Here is a 16,310-nt window from a genome sequence, read left to right as displayed (position 1 = left end):
GGCGGGAACTCTTCATGAAGATAGCGCTTGCATCGCCGCTTCAAGTTGTCATAACGTCATTCAAATCGCTGTGCGGCTACGCGGAGGATCCGGATGTCTTGGGCTTGGGTTTCGAAACTGGCACTGGCTGCAGGGCTGCTGGCGTCGCCCACCATTGGTTGGGCGCAATCGGTCAACATCTCCTATCTGACCCACTGGTCACCGGAGACGGTCGCTTTGCTGGACGCCGCGGCCAAGGACTACGCCAAGAGCAATCCGGATGTGACCGTCACCGTGCGCGCCGTCCCCTTCGGCGATCTCCTGACGACACTGCGTTCCCAGGGCGGCAGCTCGGACGGGCCGACGATCGGCGGCATCTATGATTTGTGGCTGCCCGAACTGGCGCGAGACAAGCTGGTCGCGCCGGCCCCCGATGCGGTTGCCGGCGAGGTCAAGAGTGCGTGGCCGGCCGGTGTCGTCAGTGCGGCCTCTGTTGGTGGCACGCTCTACGGCATTCCAAACGAGATCGACGTCTATGCGCTGAACTACAACAAGGAGCTGTTCAAACGGGCAGGCATCACAGCCGCGCCGAAGACCTGGTCCGAATTGAAGGATGCGGCCCAGAAGCTGACCAGGAAAGATGCCGGCCAGCAAGGCTTCGGCATGATCAATTCCTGGGCGGCGGGCGTCGTCCATCCCTTCGCCTCGCTGCTGGTCTCCAATGGCGGCGAGCTGGTCAAGGACGGCAAGCCGGTGCTCGACAGTGCTCAAGCCGGCGAGACTTTCCAGCTCTACGAGGACCTGATCAAGTCCGGCGCCAGCGATCCGGCGATGGCCACGGCCGACGCCAACACCACAGGCCCTTTCCTCGACAATTTCGTCTCCGGCAAGACCGGCATGATCATCATGGCCAACTGGTGGGAAAGCGCGTTGAAGGGCGGCATGGGCGACAAGTTCTCCAATATCGCCACCGCGCCCATTCCGGTTGGCCCGAGCGGCGACAAGCCGCATTCGATCTCCTATTCGTGGATGACCGTCGTCAACGCCAATGCCGGTGAGGCCGAGCAGAAAGCGGCATGGGATTTCCTGGTATGGCTGAACAGTCCGAAGTCCGGCAAGAACGGCGCATCGGCAATGTCGGATATTCTGATCTCGATGGGCATCCTGCCGACACGGACGTCCGACATCGAAGCCCATAAGGACAAGCTCGGTTCTGAGTTCCTGTCCGGCTATGTCAGCGTGCTTGCCGACGCCAAGCCCTTCCCTGTCGTCCCGGGCGGCCAGGAGTTCAGCGAATCACTGCAGCAGACGCTCGAGGCGTTGCAGTATGGGCAGCTCTCGGCCAAGGATGCGCAGGCGAACGCGCAGGCCGATGCCGTCTCGATCCTGGAGCGTGCCGCCAGATAGCGTAGGCGTTGTTTCGAGAGCCCGACGCTTTGGAAGCAGAGCGATGATCAAGACCTATCGTGCCTCGGCGGGCATCATGCTGGCGCCCGTCGTGACACTGATCGGCGTTTTCATCCTGCTGCCGATGCTGCTCACCATCTGGCTGTCATTCCAGGACTGGTCGACGCAGACGCCTTTTTCCAATGCGAGCTTCATCGGCTTCGACAATTTTCGCGAAATATTCGGACCGACCTCGGTCGGGCGGGATTTCAAGCGAGCACTGCTCAACACCGCGATCTACACGGCATTGTCGGTGATGCTCATCCTGCCCCTTTCGGTCGCGTTCGCTTTGATGGTCTACCAGCGCGATGTCGCAGGCGGCACGGCGCTGCGGACCGTGTTGTTTTCCACCTACATGGTGCCGATGATCGCCGTGACGCTGGTCTGGTCGAAGCTCTATTCGCCGAGCGAAGGGCCGCTCAACCAGATGCTCGGCCTCGCCGGCATCGGCCCGCAACCCTGGCTATCCTCGCCAAGATCGGCGTTGATCTCGATCGTCGTCCTCAATGTCTGGCAGCAGATCGGCTATTTTACCGTGCTGGCCGTGGCCGGGCTGACCCAGATCCCGGGCAGTCTTTACGAGGCGGCGACTCTGGACGGCGCCACCCGACGCGAACAGTTCCGCTTTATCACGTTGCCGCTGCTGCGGCGCACGCTTCTGTTCAGCGCCGTCATCGCCATCATAAACGCCGTGCAGGTGTTCGAGCCGGTGGCGTTGATCACCCAAGGCGGGCCGGTCGGCTCGACCAATGTGCTGACCTATCACATCCGCCGTGTCGGCATCGAGCGCGCGCAAGGCGGATTGGGCTCGGCCATGGCAGTGATGCTGATGTTGGCGCTGATCGTCGTTGTGTGCGCGCTGTTTGCATTTGCCAACCGGAAGGATGACGAATGAGCGCGCCGGGCCGATCAGCATCGAGCCGGTTGGCGCGCAAACGCCTGGCGGGCCGCAGAGCACTGCTCGCCACGCTGATGCTGCTGGTTGCCGTGGCCTCCGCCTTTCCGCTGTTGTGGATGGTGCTCTCCAGCCTGAAGACGCCGGCCGAAACCATGCAGGTGCCGCCGGTGTGGATACCGCGCACGCCGAGCCTCGAAGCGTATGAGAAAGTGTCCGGCGTCATCAATGTCGGCCGCTCGATGTGGAATTCGCTCGTGATCGCCACGATCACCACCGCCGGCATTCTGGTCACCAGCATGATGGCTGGCTACGCGTTCGCCAAGCATCACTTTCCCGGCCGCTCACTGCTGTTTTCGGTGCTGATCGCCACAATGTTTCTGCCGCCGATCGTGACTTTGGTCCCGCTGTACCGTCTCGTCGGATCGATCGGTCTGAATGCCAGCCTTGCCGGCATCATCGTGCCCAACCTCGCCAATGCCTTCGGCATTTTCCTGATGCGCCAGTTCATCGCCGGCGTGCCGGACGATTTGATCGACGCGGCACGGATGGATGGGGCGTCGGAACTTGTGATCCTGTTCAAGATCGTCGCGCCGAGCGTGGCGCCCGCGACCGCGGCATTGGCGCTGTTTGCCTTCGTCTATCATTGGAACAGCTATCTGTGGCCGCTTACCGTGCTGCAGGGCAATGCGGAAGATTATCCGATCGTCATTAGCCTCAGCCGCCTGCTCAGCTACAACAGAGGTGCGCTCAACACCGGACTGGTCATGGCGGGCGCCACTCTTGCCGTGCTGCCGCCACTGGTGCTGTTCGTTTTCCTGCAGCGCTTCTTCGTGGATTCGATCGTCGGCTCGGCGATCAAGGGATAGCGTCGGCGGCACTGCCGGCTTACGCCGGTCGGTCGTTGGGACGCGCTCTGCAAGCTCCAGGCAATCAGCGAACTTGGACGCCAAATGCCACAGCTTAGCTGCACCTGTGATACCGGTTGTTGTGCTACATATGTAACCATGCTCATCGCCCCAGGAGCGGGAGATCATGGCACTTACCCATGAGACTATTGAACTGTCGGGATTTGGCGTCCTCACCGGAAAGCCGAAGGAGGTTGGTGACCGACTTGATCGCCTAACTGCCGAGCTGGTCATAGCAGTAACGGTCGAGCATGGGAGTGAACCTGCTGTGCGCGGCCTCGCGGACACGCTCGTCAGCATTGCGCCTCTGGTGCGTACGATCCTGATGAGTCGCCAGCGCGAAGCCATAAGCACGATAATCGACGCCCTGGTCCCTGACGTACTCCCTCCGCAACACGTGCTCATACAAGCGCGGATGGCGGCCGAGGCGAGAAGAGAAGTGTTGGAAAGCGGCGGTTGGCTGACCGCTCCTCAAGTCGCGACAATGGCAGGGTTCAGCACGAGCAACCCACGTGCGCAGCCAAACAAGTGGAAAAAACAAGGCCGCATCTTCGCAGTTCGGCATTGGGGTGTAGACTATTTTCCCGGCTACGCTCTGGATATTGCAGCTGGATATCGGCCCACTAAACCGCTCGCTAAGGTTCTGAGTGTGTTTCGCGGGAAAAAGGATGCCTGGGGGCTCGCCTATTGGTTTGCATCGATCAATAGCTTCCTTGGCGGCAAACGTCCGCAAGATGTGCTCGCCTCGGACCCCGAACGCGTTCTTTCAGCTGCCGTGGATGAGTTAGCACGCGCACCACATGGCTAACCGACGCGGCTTGGCGCACGAAGCTATCCATGAGCCGCATCCGATGGTGAGTCGCCAATGGCGCTTAGTATCGGACGCATCCAAGCCGCGCCTGTATGGCGGTTGAGACGAGTCTCTTTTTGTTACTCAGGGACAGTTGGCGCGACGCGATCTGAACGACATCGGCGGCCCGTGATGGCCCGAGATGCCGCAACGCCTGAACGACTGTTCCCGCAGCACTCCCCGGTGCTATCGGGTGTTTGGGCGACGCATGGCGCAGGTCGATAACACGCTTTCCGAGCACCACGCGACGGGATGGACCATCCGTGAGATATGAGGTTCGGGCGGGAACTTGGCTGGTCAGACCAAGCGCATTGGCCGCATGCGTCCCGGCGACCTGCACATGAGAGCCCGTCTCCCTGGCCAGCGCCTGGGCAACTTAATCGGGCGACGGGGAAAGCGCCCCAAGTTTTGGATGCAGTTTCGGGAAATCGTAAAGTCCGCGGGCGAGACGCCGCAACCTATCTCTTTTGACGAGGCGCGAGAGCGCCTGATCGATCGCTGACCGTCCCGCCAGATCAAGAAAATCGCTGGGCGTGAAAACGCTCCCGCGCCCACTACCGCGGGCGCGCCTCAAGATCCGATCAGGAACTGAGGAAACGACCATCTTCATGCGTCAGAAAGTAACGCATCTTTTACTGACATTCATCGAAAAAATAGGCATCGCTGTCTGGTTGCTAGGTTTCTCAACAGAGTGCGAGAGCCCAACCAAGCGCCGCGGACTCAGTTGGCGGGCCGCAGCGACAGAGGACTCGGAGACGGCTTGTCCGTGAGAACCTGTTGTTGAAACGAATTCGGGCGCGAGGGTCATGCCGGCCACCGGTCACGCCCGTCGGATGGCAGCCTGCTACAGACTGAGTACTGCGGAAAGCTGCCGAGACGATGACCGCCACAAAGTGACGGCTCGATGCCGAGCTTCACGCAGCAAATCTTGGCTCCGGAACTCCCGTTACGCCGAGGCCGGTGATGGCAAAAAGGCTGCCGCGTAAAACTCCGTCGCCCGGAAAGCGCGGCAGCGGCGGCTTGGCCATCGACGTGACGTACAGGGTATCGAGCTTCGGCCCGCCGAACATGACGCTGGTGATCTTCTTGACGGGCATGTCGATGATGCGGTCGACGCTGCCGTCGGGCGCGTAACGCACCAGCCTGCCGTCATAGACCAGCGCGTTCCAGAGGAAGCCCTCGGCATCGACAGTTGAGCCGTCGGCCGCCCCTCCCCGGCTGGTATCGACGCGGGTGAAAGTGCGCCGGTTGGTGGCGGCACCGGTTTCGATATCATAGTCGTAGGCCCAGATCTCGCCGGTCCAGGTGTCGGCGAAATAGAAGGTGCGGTCGTCTGGACTCCAGCACGGGCCGTTCGAGCAGATGATGCCGGAATCAATCCTGGTCACGGAGAAATCGGGATCGAGCCGGTAGAGCCCTCCGGAGGGTCCCTCTTCCATCGTGTCCATTGAGCCCGCGAAGAAGCGGCCGCGCCGATCGACCTTGCCGTCATTGAGCCGGTTCATCGGCCGGTCCGGCTCCGGATCGTGGATCGGCGTCACCTCGCCGGTGGCGAAATCAAGCAGATGGAAGCCGCGCTGCAGCGACACCACCGCGCCACCACCGTCCTTGCGCAATGCCATCGAGCCGATCTTCATCGGCACGTCCCAGCAACGGATCTCGCGGCCGTCGGCGGTCGCCCGAAACACGCGCCCATCGAAACTGTCGATCCAGTAGAGGCGCTCCTGTTCAACGTCCCACAGCGGTCCCTCGCCCAGCGTGGTTTTCACGTCCACCACGACCTCGATCTTCATGCCGTCCTCCTCTGTTCGAACCTTGCAGAAACCGGTCAGAAGGCGACCTGGTCGCCGCCCTTCAATGACAGGATTTCGCGAGCCTCGTCGGGCGTCGCCACTTCCATGCCGAGGCCTTCGATAATCTTACGGGCAAGCACCACCTGCTCGGCGTTCGATTTGGCAAGCTTGCCCTTGCCGGCCCACAGACTGTCTTCGAGCCCAACGCGAATATTGCCGCCAAGCGCTGCCGATTGCGCGGCAATGCGCAGCTGGCTGGCGCCGGCACCCAGCACCGACCAGCGGTATTGATCGCCGAACAGGCGATCGGCGGTGCGCTTCATATGGGCGACGTCTTCCGGGTGCGTACCGATGCCGCCGAGCAGGCCGAACACGGACTGTACGAAGAACGGCGGTTTCACCAGCCCGCGATCGGCGAAATGCGAGAGGTTATAGAGATGGGCAATGTCGTAGCACTCGAACTCGAAGCGCGTGCCGTTGTCGTAACAGGTCTCCAGTATGTACTCGATATCCCTGAACGAGTTGCGGAAGACCAGGTCACGCGTCGCTTCCAGGTGCGGCCTTTCCCAGTCGAACTTGAACGTTTCGTATTTGTCTACGAGGTGATAGAGCCCGAAATTGATCGACCCCATGTTGAGCGAGGCGACTTCCGGCTTGAACTCGGCGGCGGGCCGCACACGCTCCTCCACCTTCATGTAAGGACTGCCGCCGGTGGTGATGTTGATGGCGGCATTGGTGCCTTGCTTGACGCGCGGCAGGAAACGCGCGAACGCCTCCGGCGTCTGGTCGGGCTTGCCGGTCTCAGGGTCGCGGGCATGCAGATGCAGGATTGCCGCACCAGCCTCGGCCGCCGCAATCGCCTCCGAGGCGATCTGGTCTGGCGTGATCGGCAGATAAGGCGACATGGTCGGCGTGTGGATTGCCCCCGTCACCGCACAGGTGATGATGATCTTGCCCTTGGCCTGCGGGGCGCCGGGCTTGCGGCTTGTTTCCATCATCGTCCAAACTCCTGATCCGATTTTTTCTTGTGCGCCGCTAGCGCCATCAGCCGACGGTCGCGCCAGAGCTGCCGTTCGCCGAGTTCTTCCCGCGGCAGGCGCTTGCGGCGCTCGGCCTCGACCGTCTCCATGACCTCGCCGGCCCAGTCGACCCGACGCAGCATCTGCGGGAAGATGTTGGAATAGATCGTCTGGTAGCGCTCTACATAGTCGCGCACACCACCAGGCGCGTTGAGGTCGATCGTTTCGAACGGACCCATGAACGACCAGCGCAGCGCCAGCCCCTCGCGCAGGCCCGTGTCAACGTCCTCAACGCTGGCGTAGCCGTCGGCGACGAGCCGGAACGCCTCCTCCAACAGCGCGCCCTGCAAGCGGTTTATGATGAAGCCGTCGAGTTCGCGCTTCATCACCAGCGGCGCGTGGCCCGCCTCGACAAGAAAGGCGCGGGTTCTTTCCACCGTTTCGGCGGAGGTCCATGGCGCCGGCACGACTTCCGCTGCCGGGATGAGATAGGGCGGATTGATTGGATGTACGACGAGGCAGCGATGCCGCGCCTGCAGATGATCGGTGAATTTCGACGGCAACAGCGCCGAGGTGGAACTGGCGATCACCGCCTGCGGACCGGCAAGGGCGTCGATCCGGGAGAACACGTCACGCTTCACCTCCAGGTTTTCGGGTGTGTTCTCCTGGACGTGGACGGCATCGGCCAGGGCCTCGCCAAGCTCCGCCACAATGGTGATGCGGCCAAGCACGGCATCCATCGCCTGTCCCCGCAGCAGATCGTTGGCGGCGAGGTCGCCGAGCACGCCGGCGATATAATCGCGCGCATCGCTGGTCGCGGCCGGCGCCTGGTCCCACATCCGCACATCATGCCCCGCGCGAGCGAAGCTGATCGCCCACGCTCGCCCGATGAAACCGCTTCCGACAATTGCTACCTTCGCCATGATTGCCCCTCAGAGTGTCTCGACATTGCCGTCGACGCCAAGCGATTGGCCGGAAATGTTGACGCCCGCATCGGAAAGCAGGAAGGCCACCATCGCCGCGACATCGTATGGGCTGGTCATCCGGCGCAGCGAGATGTTCTGCAGATAGCGTTGTGTCATCTCCTCGTTTGACACGCCGAGCTGCTTTGCCCGGTCGGCAATGACCTTGTCGATTCGCGGCCCTTCGATGATGCCGGGCAAGATGGCGTTGACCCTGATCCCATGCGGTCCGAGTTCCTTGGCAAGACTCTGGGTCAGGCCGACAACGCCGAACTTGGCAGCCGAATAGGGGGTGCGGAACGCGTAGCCATGGCGGCCGGCGGCCGAAGACATCGAGACGATCGAGCCGCCGCCCGCCGCCTTGATCAGCGGCACGGCACGCCGCGCGCACAGGAACTGGCCGGTCAGGCAGATATCTATGCAACGCCGCCAGTCTGCCGGATCGATCTCGTCGACGCCGCCGGTTGGCCCGGCAATGCCGGCATTGTTGATCAGGGCGTCGAGCCCGCCGAGCTTCTCCTTGACGATCTCGAACAGTCGGTCGACATCGCCGTCGCGCGAAACGTCGGCCTTGACTACGGCGGCGAGCGTAATTCTCTCTGGAGCAGCGGCCAGCGCCTCGTCGGAAATATCGCAGATCGCGACGCGTGCGCCGAGCCGCGATAGCGTCTCTGCAATGGCAAAGCCAATGCCGCCAGCGCCCGCCGTGACCAGCACGCGCTGGCCTTTGAGCCCGGTCAGGAATTCGTCCGCCGATGCCGGTGAGCTTGAGCTCATTGTTCCATCCCTTTCACTGAATCCGCCTTTCGCGCAGCGCCATGACGGCACCGAGCACCACCAGCCCAAACAGAATCGCCCGCGTCGCATAAGGCAGCGTCGTGCCGGCGAGCAGCATCTGCAACGCGGTCAGGAGCAGCACCCCACCCAGCATGCCGAGATAGTGGCCACGCCCGCCGGTAATCAGCGCACCGCCGACCACGACGACGGCGATGGAGGGCAGTAGATAATCGTCGCCCATGCCGAGGCTGGCCTGGCCGGAAAAGCCGGTCAGCATGATGCCGACGATCGCCGCGCAGACCGCCGACAGCACATAGACGAGGATGAGCGTGCGACCGACCGCGATGCCGGAGAGCTGGGCTGCGCGCAGGCTGTTGCCGATGCCATAGACGCGGCGGCCGAAAGCGGTGCGGCCGAGCAGCAGTACGGCAAATACGACGAAGGCGATCATGAACAGCACCACCGGCGTGATGGCGAATATTTTGCCGGTCATGAACCAGCGCAGCATCGGCGAGGAGAAGCCGGCCGGCGTGCCTTGCGAGTAGAGCAAAGCGAAACCTTGCAGAATGCCGTTGGTGGCCAGCGTCATAACGATCGGCGAGATGCCGAGAAAGACGATGCCGATGCCGTTGGCGAGACCGATCAGGCAAGCGACGGCGAGCACCATCGGCAGCGCATAGGCAAGTGCAGCATCTGACCCGTTGACCATGCCGGCAAGCAGGATTCCTGACAGGCCGATCGTCCACGGCAGCGACAGGTCGAGCCCACCGGTGAGGATTACGCTGCCCTGCCCAAGCGCCAGGATGGCAAGGAAGCTCGACAGCACGAACAGCGAGTTCCAGTAGTTGAAATTGACGATGGCGCGTCCGAGCCAGATCTGGGTGACAATGACGACGATGGCAAGACAGACATAGGCCGGCAGCGCATAGCGCAGCGTCTCGGCGTTACGGACATGGAAGGCAGGCCGCCGCGCCTGCTGCTCGCCGGCGCTGCCTCGCGCGATTCTCAGCCGCCGGTCGGTGCGATCGATCTGCGAGGGCAGCATTCCGGCGCGCCAGGCGGCCAGCCGAGCCCGCAGCGCACGCAGTTGGCGGGCAAGCACGGAGCCATGCGACAGCGAGCCGGCAAGCACGGCAAGGATCAGGATTGTGCCCTCGGCGATCGTCGAATAATAGGCCGAGACGTTGAGCACGAGCAGGATGTTGACGACCATCATGAGGATGTAGGCGCCGAAGACGGTGCCCACCGGCCCACCTTGACCGCCGCCCAGCCTTGTGCCGCCGACGACGACTGCCGCGAACATCGACAGCAACAACGGGTTGCCGACCAGCGGATCGCCGCTGCCGGTCTGGGCGCTGATGAAAACGCCGGCAAGCCCATAGCAGCCGCCGGCAATGACATAGACCAGGAAGCGTACGAGAACGACGCGCACACCGACCGCGGCGGCGGCATCCGGGTCGCTGCCGACCGCATAAAGCGCCGTCCCGAAGCGTGTTCCTTTGAGCCAGAACCAGCCGAGCAGGACGACGCCGATGACCACCAGCGGCATCGGTATCCAGCCGGCAATGGCATCACCGAGATAGAAGGCGCCAAGATCGGGCGAGACGAAACCGCCCGGCTTGTCCATGACCAGCAGCGTTACCCCCTGCAGGATGAACATGGTCGACAGTGTGACGACGATTGGCTGCATGCGCAGGACGGCGATGAAGAAGCCGTTGAAGGCGCCGACCAGCATGCCGACACCAATTCCGGCCAAGGTCCACAGCGCGACACTCGTGCCGGTTGCCATCGGATCCATGCCTTTTGCCAGAACGACATTGACCAGCGAGATCACCGCGCCCGCGGACAGGTCGAAACCGCCGGACAGGATGACCAGGGTCTGGCCGATCGCCGCCAGTGCCGAGGTGGCGCCGCCGCTCGACAGGAACGAAATATCGAAATAGGTGAGCCGCCCGGCACTTACCAGATCAACGATTAGCAGGAGCACGGCAAAGACGATCGCCGCGATGATCGCGCCGCGATGCCGCGCGAGGAGCCGCGACACTGTTGCGGCCGGTGCCGCGGGCGAACTCGTCACGCTCATTCCGCCGCCTCCCGGACCAACTCGCCATGGCCAAGCGCCGGCCGCATGATCGCGCCTTCCGTGATGTCGTTGCCGGCAAGCTCCGCCACCAGGTGACCGTCGTAGAGGACGAGCACCCGGTCGCATTGATGGACCAGCTCGGGAATTTCGGTTGAATGCAGAAGGATCGAGCCGCCGGCCGCCACATAGTCGCGCATCATCACATAGAGCTCGTGCTTGGTGCCGACGTCGATGCCGCGGGTCGGATCGAAAAGCAGCAGGATCCGGCTTTCGGCGACCAGCCATTTGGCAATGGCTATCTTCTGCTGGTTGCCGCCAGAGAACGCCCCTGCCCTCGTCCATAATGCACTGCGGTCGACCTCCACGGTTGAGAAGGCGGACTGCACGGCCTTTGCCTCCTCGTCGTTTCTGATCAGGCCAAATCGGGTAAAGCGTTCGACCACAGGCAGCGATGCATTCTGCCGGCCCGAGAGCTTCAGGAACAGGCCCTCCGTCTTGCGGTCCTCCGGCACCAGCCCGATCGCCATATTGGGCTTGAGCGCATCGGCGGGCGAGCCGAGCCATACCTTGCGGCCGTCGACCAGGATATGGCCGCGCTCGATCTCGGCCATGCCGAAACAGGCGAGGAACAGGTCGAGCTGACCCATGCCCTGCAGCCCGGCAATGCCGAGGATCTCGCCCTTGCGCAGGTCGAAATCGACGCCGTCGAGCTTTCTCCCCGTCTTGAGATCGCGCACACCGAGCACCGGCGGACCGAAGGCGGCCTCACTTTGAGGTTTCGGCGGGAAGGTCTGGGCGATGCTGCGGCCGATGATCTTTTCGATCACCTCACCATCCGAAACATCGGCAACCGGCGCGGTCACGATGTGGTGGCCGTTCCTGAGAATGGTCAGCGTGTCGCAGAAAGCCCGCACCTCGCGCATGCGATGGGTGATGAACACGACCGTGGTACCGGCCGCTTTCAATTGCGCGATGATGGCGCCCAGCCACTCGACATCGCCGCCCGACAGCGTCGAGGTCGGTTCGTCGAGCAGGAGGATGCGCGGCTTGCGATAGAGCGCGCGCGCGATTTCGATCTTCTGGCGCACGGCAAGATCGAGCGTCGCCACCTCGGCATCGAGATCGACCGAAAACCCCAGATCGGAAATGTGCTTGCGGACTGCCTTGCGTGCCGCCGAGCGCCTGATCAGGCCGATCGGGCCGGCGGGCGCGTAAGGCAGCAACATATTGTCGAGAACGCTGAGATCGCGTACCAGCGTCATTTCCTGGAAGGCCGTCTGCACGCCCTTGGCGTGTGCGGCGCGCGGCGAACCGAGGGGTGCGGGTTCGCCAAGAACGGTGATTTGCCCTTCGTCGGGCCGTACCAGCCCCGACAGCAGCTTGACGAGGGTCGACTTGCCCGCACCGTTCTCGCCAAGCAGGGCATGCACGCTGCCGGAAGCGATCTCGAAGGAAACGCCATCGAGGGCAACTGTTGCGCCAAACGCCTTGCGGACGCCCTCTATGCCGACAGCTGTCGAATGCGCTGACATCATGATCTCAGTCCCAGCCCGCATGAAAGCTGCGTGGAGCGCCTCGAAAGCACCCCACGCCCCACTTCGGAAGGCCTACTCCTCGGGCTGGCCTACAAGGGCGGCCGCGAGACCGATCTCAGGTGTCTGATCGGAGAAGATCGAGGCGAACCAGCCTGGGTTCGAGACCAGCGACGGTTTGAACGCATTGCAACCAGCCTTCATCTCCGCCCAGGTGCCCTCGTCGCAAAGCTTTATCGTCTCGTTGGTGACGACCGGCAGCGGCAGGATCGTCTTCTTGGCAACGTGCTTGCCTTCAAGCGCCTCGACGGCAAGCTTGAGAGCGAGCGCCCCGGAATAAGGCGGCGAGGCGTAGGAAATGCGCGGCGCGCCGAGCGGCGCATAGGGAGAGGTTGCGCCCTCGACCTCCGTGCCCTCCGGCAGCATCTGGATGCGCCCGCCATTGGAGCCCTCGCCGGCGCAAGGCAGGAGTTCGCTGACCTTCTTGCCGGCCTCGAGCTGCATGGAATTGGCAGTGAAGCAGCCTACCTGCATCCACAGCCCATTTATGTCATCCCAGCTGCGCGTCGCCAATATCTTGGACAGTTCGGTACGGGCCACCGCCTGGCTCCACATGCCGACAGCTTCGCCGACGATCTTGATGTCGGGATGCTTGGCAAACACCTCCTTCGCGGCCTTGGTGCGCAGATCATCGACCGACGTGCCGGGAACGCCGGTCACCGCGATGATGTTGCCCTTGCCATTAAGTTTCTTGACCAGCCACTCCGCCGTCACCCGGCCAGCCTCTTCCTGGTCGATATGGACGTTGTAGGCGCAGGGCTCGGTGATCTCGGCATCATAGGCAAACACCTTTACCCCCTTGTCGCAGGCGTTCTTCACCACCTGGTTGAGCGCTGTCGGCGAGATCGGGAAAATCACGATGGCTTCGGCGCCTGCCTGCACCATCGCGTTGATCTGCTGGATCTGGCGCTGTGCGTTCGGCCCCGCCACCTGAACCTGGAGGTCGACCTTGTCGGCCATGCTCTTGTGCGACGCCATCGCCTTGAGCATGTTGGCGGCCTCGGCCTGCCAATCATTGCCGATGAAGCTCATGCTGAGAAATATCTTGTGCTTTCCGGCCGCTTCGGCGGCGGACGTACCACAAACGCAAACAGCCATGCCGGCAAGCAGCGCAAGCCGCCGGGCTTTCGATCCGATACCCATTCGAAACTCCTCCCAGTTCAGACGACCGAATGCCTCCCAAGGGTACGAAACGTACTCCTTGTCATTCGATGCGGCTGACCGTATCATGATTTGATCAAAGATCAATGATGAAATGGCTAAGAGGGAAAAGTCGGAAACGCGGGCGCTTGACGCGGCAATCCGAACCTTGCATTCCGGACACAGGCGCCGGGTATGACAAGAGCGTCGCCCGAATGGGGGAAGGTTGACAGAAATGGCTGGGGCGGCATTCAGGAAGCCGGGCGTCGAGATCACGCCGCTGTCCAGGGAAACCCTGCAGGACAGGGTTTACCGGCACGTTACCGAGTTGATCCTCGACGGCAGCATCGTTCCAGGTGAAATGGTGACGGTGCAGAGCCTCGCAGACGCTTTCGGCGTCAGCCCGATGCCGGTTCGCGAGGCTCTGAGGCGTCTGAGCGCGGCCAACGCCTTGATGGTGGTTTCGGGCCGTTCGATCGGTATCCCGGCATTAAGTCGTGCGCGGCTTATCGATCTCAGGAACGTCAGGTTCGAAATCGAGGCGATCGCCGCCGCATGGGCCGCAGAACGCATTGACGATCACGGCGTGATGCTGCTGGGCCAGCATCTGGAGGCACTCGAGCAGGCCAATGCCGCTGGCGACGTCAAATCCTATCTCAGGGCCAATTACGCCTTTCACTTTTCCATCTACCGGGCCGCGGGCTCGGAAAACATGCTCAGCATCATCGAGAACCTGTGGCTGCAGATCAGCCCCTATTTCAACATGCTGCACGATTCCGGAAACTATTCGACCGCCAACCAGCACCATCAGGAGATGTTTGCAGCGCTGCGAGACCGCGACGCGGAGGCGGTCCGGGCTGCGGTTCGCGCTGACATCGACGCGGCTTTCACTGTCCTGATCAAACTGCTGAAATAGTCGCAGGTCGCCAAGCCCGACATGGCAGGACGGTGATGCTCACCACGAACCGAACCGCCGAGCATCAGCGGGCATTGCCGGCGCCTTGCTGCGGTGATTCATCCAGAGGAAACGATCCAGCGCTCACAGGGCCGAGTTGGTCAGGGGTAGCGCTTGCCAGAGCCTACAAGCTCATCCTTGAATGCTGGCGTTGCGGTGTGACCGTCGGCACGGGTGAAGGCATGCCCGAGCGGCTTGTCAACAAGAACGGGAGACGGCAGTGTTCTGACGTTATCAATGAGCCGCGTTTCGCCGAGCCAGGCCGCTGCAAACAGGCGTGCCGGCCGATCCAGGCTTGCTATCGGTTGCAGATCTGCCTCGCCACGGAGTTCCAGGTACTCGACCTCGCGATAGCCCGCGGACAGGATCGCTGCGCGCGCGTCGGCAAGCGTTGGCAGGACGGGAGAGCCGTTCGAGAGCCCCGCCGCCGTATCGAGTAGGACCGATGCTGCCTTGGGGCGACGGCGCGCTCTGCCGGCGAGAGCCGGACATTGCGCGATGACAAAGCGAGACCATCGGCTTCCCGGACTGTCGGACAGGGGACGACGGTGATCGGAATATCCAGGTCCCGGACCATGCGCCTGATAAGTTGAAGCTGCTGGAAGTCCTTCTCTCCGAAAAAGGCGAAATCAGCGCCGGTCTGCAGGAAGAGTTTTGCAACGACGGTCGCCACCCCATCGAAATGGCCGGGCCGGAACGCACCGCAAAGGCTTTTACTGACGCCGGACACGGACACGGTCGTGGCGAAGCCGTCAGGATACATCTCAGTCGCATCCGGAACATAAAGCAGGTGGGCGCCCAGCCGCGTGAGCTTTGCAGCGTCTTCGTCTTCCGCGCGGGGATAGGCGGCAAGATCCGCCGCACTGTTGAACTGCTTGGGATTGACGAACAGCGTCACGATCACGCGATCGGCCTTTTGAAGCGCAGAACGCACGAGACTCAAATGCCCTTCATGCAAGGCTCCCATCGTAGGCACCACGGCGATATTGGCACCAGAACGGCGCCATCCCGCCACAACGGTACGAAGCCCGGCAATGGTGCGGACGATCGGCACGCTCACGCGGTTTCTCCGGCCTGCGGCGCGTCGGCGAAGAGATGTTCGGCCGCCGGAAAGCGCCCTCCCCGCACATCAGCCGCATAAGCCGCAATGGCCGCTTCGGCCTCTGAGCCCAGTTCGGCATAGCGCTTGACGAATTTCGGACGAAAACCGGTGAACATGCCCAGAATATCGTCGACGACCAGAACCTGGCCGTCGCAGGCGGCGGAGGCGCCGATCCCGATGGTTGGAATCGTAACCTCCTCGGTTATTCTTCGTGCGAGCGGCTCGGCCACCTTTTCCAGCACAACGGAGAATGAGCCGGATTCGGCAACAGCAACAGCGTCCCGCAAAATCCTGTCGCCGTCTCTGCCCCTGCCCTGGACCTTGTAGCCGCCAAGCACATTGATCGCTTGCGGTGTCAGCCCGACATGGCTCATGACGGGGATGCCGCGGGCAATGAGAAAGCGGATCGTGTCAGCCATGCTCTCGCCGCCCTCCAGCTTGACCGCGGCGCATCCGGTCTCCGCCATCAGCCGGGCGGCGTTGCGAAAGGCCTGTTCGCAGCCCTCCTCATAGGAGCCGAACGGCATGTCGACGACCATCAGCGCCCGTTCAAGACCGCGGCGCACGGCCTTGCCGTGCATGATCATCATCTCCAGCGTAACTCCGAGGGTTGACGTCAGGCCATGAAGCACCATGCCGACGCTGTCGCCGACCAGGACCACGTCGCAATGCCTATCGGCGAGGCGCGCAACGGGCGTTGTATACGCTGTTAAGCAGACAATCGGCTTCTTGTGCTTTCGGACCGCAATGTCCGACGGCGTCAGCGCCTTTGTCTCAACCGCCACACTCATGGGCACATTCCCTCGGGT

Annotated in this window: 13 protein-coding genes and 2 pseudogenes; 5 read left to right on the top strand and 10 right to left on the bottom strand. The window is 62.5% G+C overall.

What is annotated here, in order from left to right; genetic code table 11:
* Window positions 1-93: 93 nt before the first annotated feature.
* From NKH29_RS25990 to NKH29_RS25975, 4 genes are all read left to right on the top strand, one after another.
* Window positions 94-1,386 (top strand): ABC transporter substrate-binding protein, encoded by a 1,293-nt coding sequence (locus tag NKH29_RS25990; protein ID WP_353000868.1) that lies wholly within the window; start codon window positions 94-96, stop codon window positions 1,384-1,386.
* Between the two features lie 43 nt (window positions 1,387-1,429).
* Window positions 1,430-2,320, top strand: coding sequence for a carbohydrate ABC transporter permease (locus NKH29_RS25985; protein ID WP_353000866.1), 891 nt, complete (start codon window positions 1,430-1,432; stop codon window positions 2,318-2,320).
* A complete protein-coding gene (locus NKH29_RS25980) occupies window positions 2,317-3,189 on the top strand; it encodes a carbohydrate ABC transporter permease (protein ID WP_352549455.1) in 873 nt (290 codons plus the stop codon). Before NKH29_RS25985 ends, NKH29_RS25980 begins: the two co-directional genes overlap by 4 nt.
* A 166-nt stretch (window positions 3,190-3,355) precedes the next feature.
* Window positions 3,356-4,036 carry a hypothetical protein gene (locus tag NKH29_RS25975; protein WP_352791786.1) on the top strand — a complete coding sequence of 227 codons (681 nt, stop codon included), beginning with the start codon at window positions 3,356-3,358 and terminating at the stop codon, window positions 4,034-4,036.
* A gap of 23 nt (window positions 4,037-4,059) precedes the next feature.
* Here NKH29_RS25975 and NKH29_RS25970 read toward each other — a convergent pair.
* The 8 genes and pseudogenes from NKH29_RS25970 to NKH29_RS25935 form a co-directional block, all read right to left on the bottom strand.
* Window positions 4,060-4,688: pseudogene (locus tag NKH29_RS25970) on the bottom strand (DUF6088 family protein).
* 304 nt (window positions 4,689-4,992) lie between these two features.
* Entirely contained in the window at window positions 4,993-5,871 is an 879-nt protein-coding gene (locus NKH29_RS25965) for an SMP-30/gluconolactonase/LRE family protein (protein WP_352593129.1), read from the bottom strand.
* A 35-nt stretch (window positions 5,872-5,906) separates the two neighbouring features.
* The gene (gene kce, locus NKH29_RS25960) at window positions 5,907-6,869 is read right to left on the bottom strand and encodes a 3,5-dioxohexanoate:acetyl-CoA acetone transferase (RefSeq protein WP_353000863.1); all 963 of its coding nucleotides are present in this window, start codon (window positions 6,867-6,869) and stop codon (window positions 5,907-5,909) included.
* Window positions 6,866-7,813 carry a 3-hydroxyacyl-CoA dehydrogenase gene (locus NKH29_RS25955; protein WP_353000861.1) on the bottom strand — a complete coding sequence of 316 codons (948 nt, stop codon included), beginning with the start codon at window positions 7,811-7,813 and terminating at the stop codon, window positions 6,866-6,868. The genes kce and NKH29_RS25955 overlap by 4 nt, the downstream gene beginning before the upstream one ends.
* Window positions 7,814-7,822: 9 nt before the next feature.
* The gene (locus NKH29_RS25950; protein ID WP_023722268.1) at window positions 7,823-8,629 is read right to left on the bottom strand and encodes an SDR family oxidoreductase; all 807 of its coding nucleotides are present in this window, start codon (window positions 8,627-8,629) and stop codon (window positions 7,823-7,825) included.
* Between the two features lie 13 nt (window positions 8,630-8,642).
* Entirely contained in the window at window positions 8,643-10,712 is a 2,070-nt protein-coding gene (locus NKH29_RS25945) for an ABC transporter permease (RefSeq protein WP_353000859.1), read from the bottom strand.
* Complete coding sequence (locus tag NKH29_RS25940) at window positions 10,709-12,247, bottom strand: sugar ABC transporter ATP-binding protein (RefSeq protein WP_502911299.1); 1,539 nt, start codon at window positions 12,245-12,247, stop codon at window positions 10,709-10,711. The genes NKH29_RS25945 and NKH29_RS25940 overlap by 4 nt, the downstream gene beginning before the upstream one ends.
* A gap of 72 nt (window positions 12,248-12,319) precedes the next feature.
* Window positions 12,320-13,447, bottom strand: a complete 1,128-nt coding sequence (locus NKH29_RS25935) for a sugar ABC transporter substrate-binding protein (RefSeq protein WP_023722272.1) — start codon at window positions 13,445-13,447, stop codon at window positions 12,320-12,322.
* Between the two features lie 232 nt (window positions 13,448-13,679).
* On the opposite strand from NKH29_RS25935, the gene NKH29_RS25930 reads away from it, so the two are divergent.
* Window positions 13,680-14,360, top strand: coding sequence for a GntR family transcriptional regulator (locus tag NKH29_RS25930; RefSeq protein ID WP_353000857.1), 681 nt, complete (start codon window positions 13,680-13,682; stop codon window positions 14,358-14,360).
* A gap of 140 nt (window positions 14,361-14,500) precedes the next feature.
* Here NKH29_RS25930 and panC read toward each other — a convergent pair.
* Both panC and panB read right to left on the bottom strand, forming a co-directional pair.
* Window positions 14,501-15,459, bottom strand: a pseudogene (gene panC, locus NKH29_RS25925) (pantoate--beta-alanine ligase).
* Complete coding sequence (panB, locus tag NKH29_RS25920) at window positions 15,456-16,292, bottom strand: 3-methyl-2-oxobutanoate hydroxymethyltransferase (protein ID WP_353000855.1); 837 nt, start codon at window positions 16,290-16,292, stop codon at window positions 15,456-15,458. The pseudogene panC and the gene panB overlap by 4 nt, the downstream one beginning before the upstream one ends.
* Between the last annotated feature and the right edge of the window lie 18 nt (window positions 16,293-16,310).

This window comes from Mesorhizobium sp. M1295, from assembly GCF_040318135.1.
Classification (GTDB): domain Bacteria; phylum Pseudomonadota; class Alphaproteobacteria; order Rhizobiales; family Rhizobiaceae; genus Mesorhizobium.
This window is presented reverse-complemented; position numbering and strand designations above follow the sequence as displayed.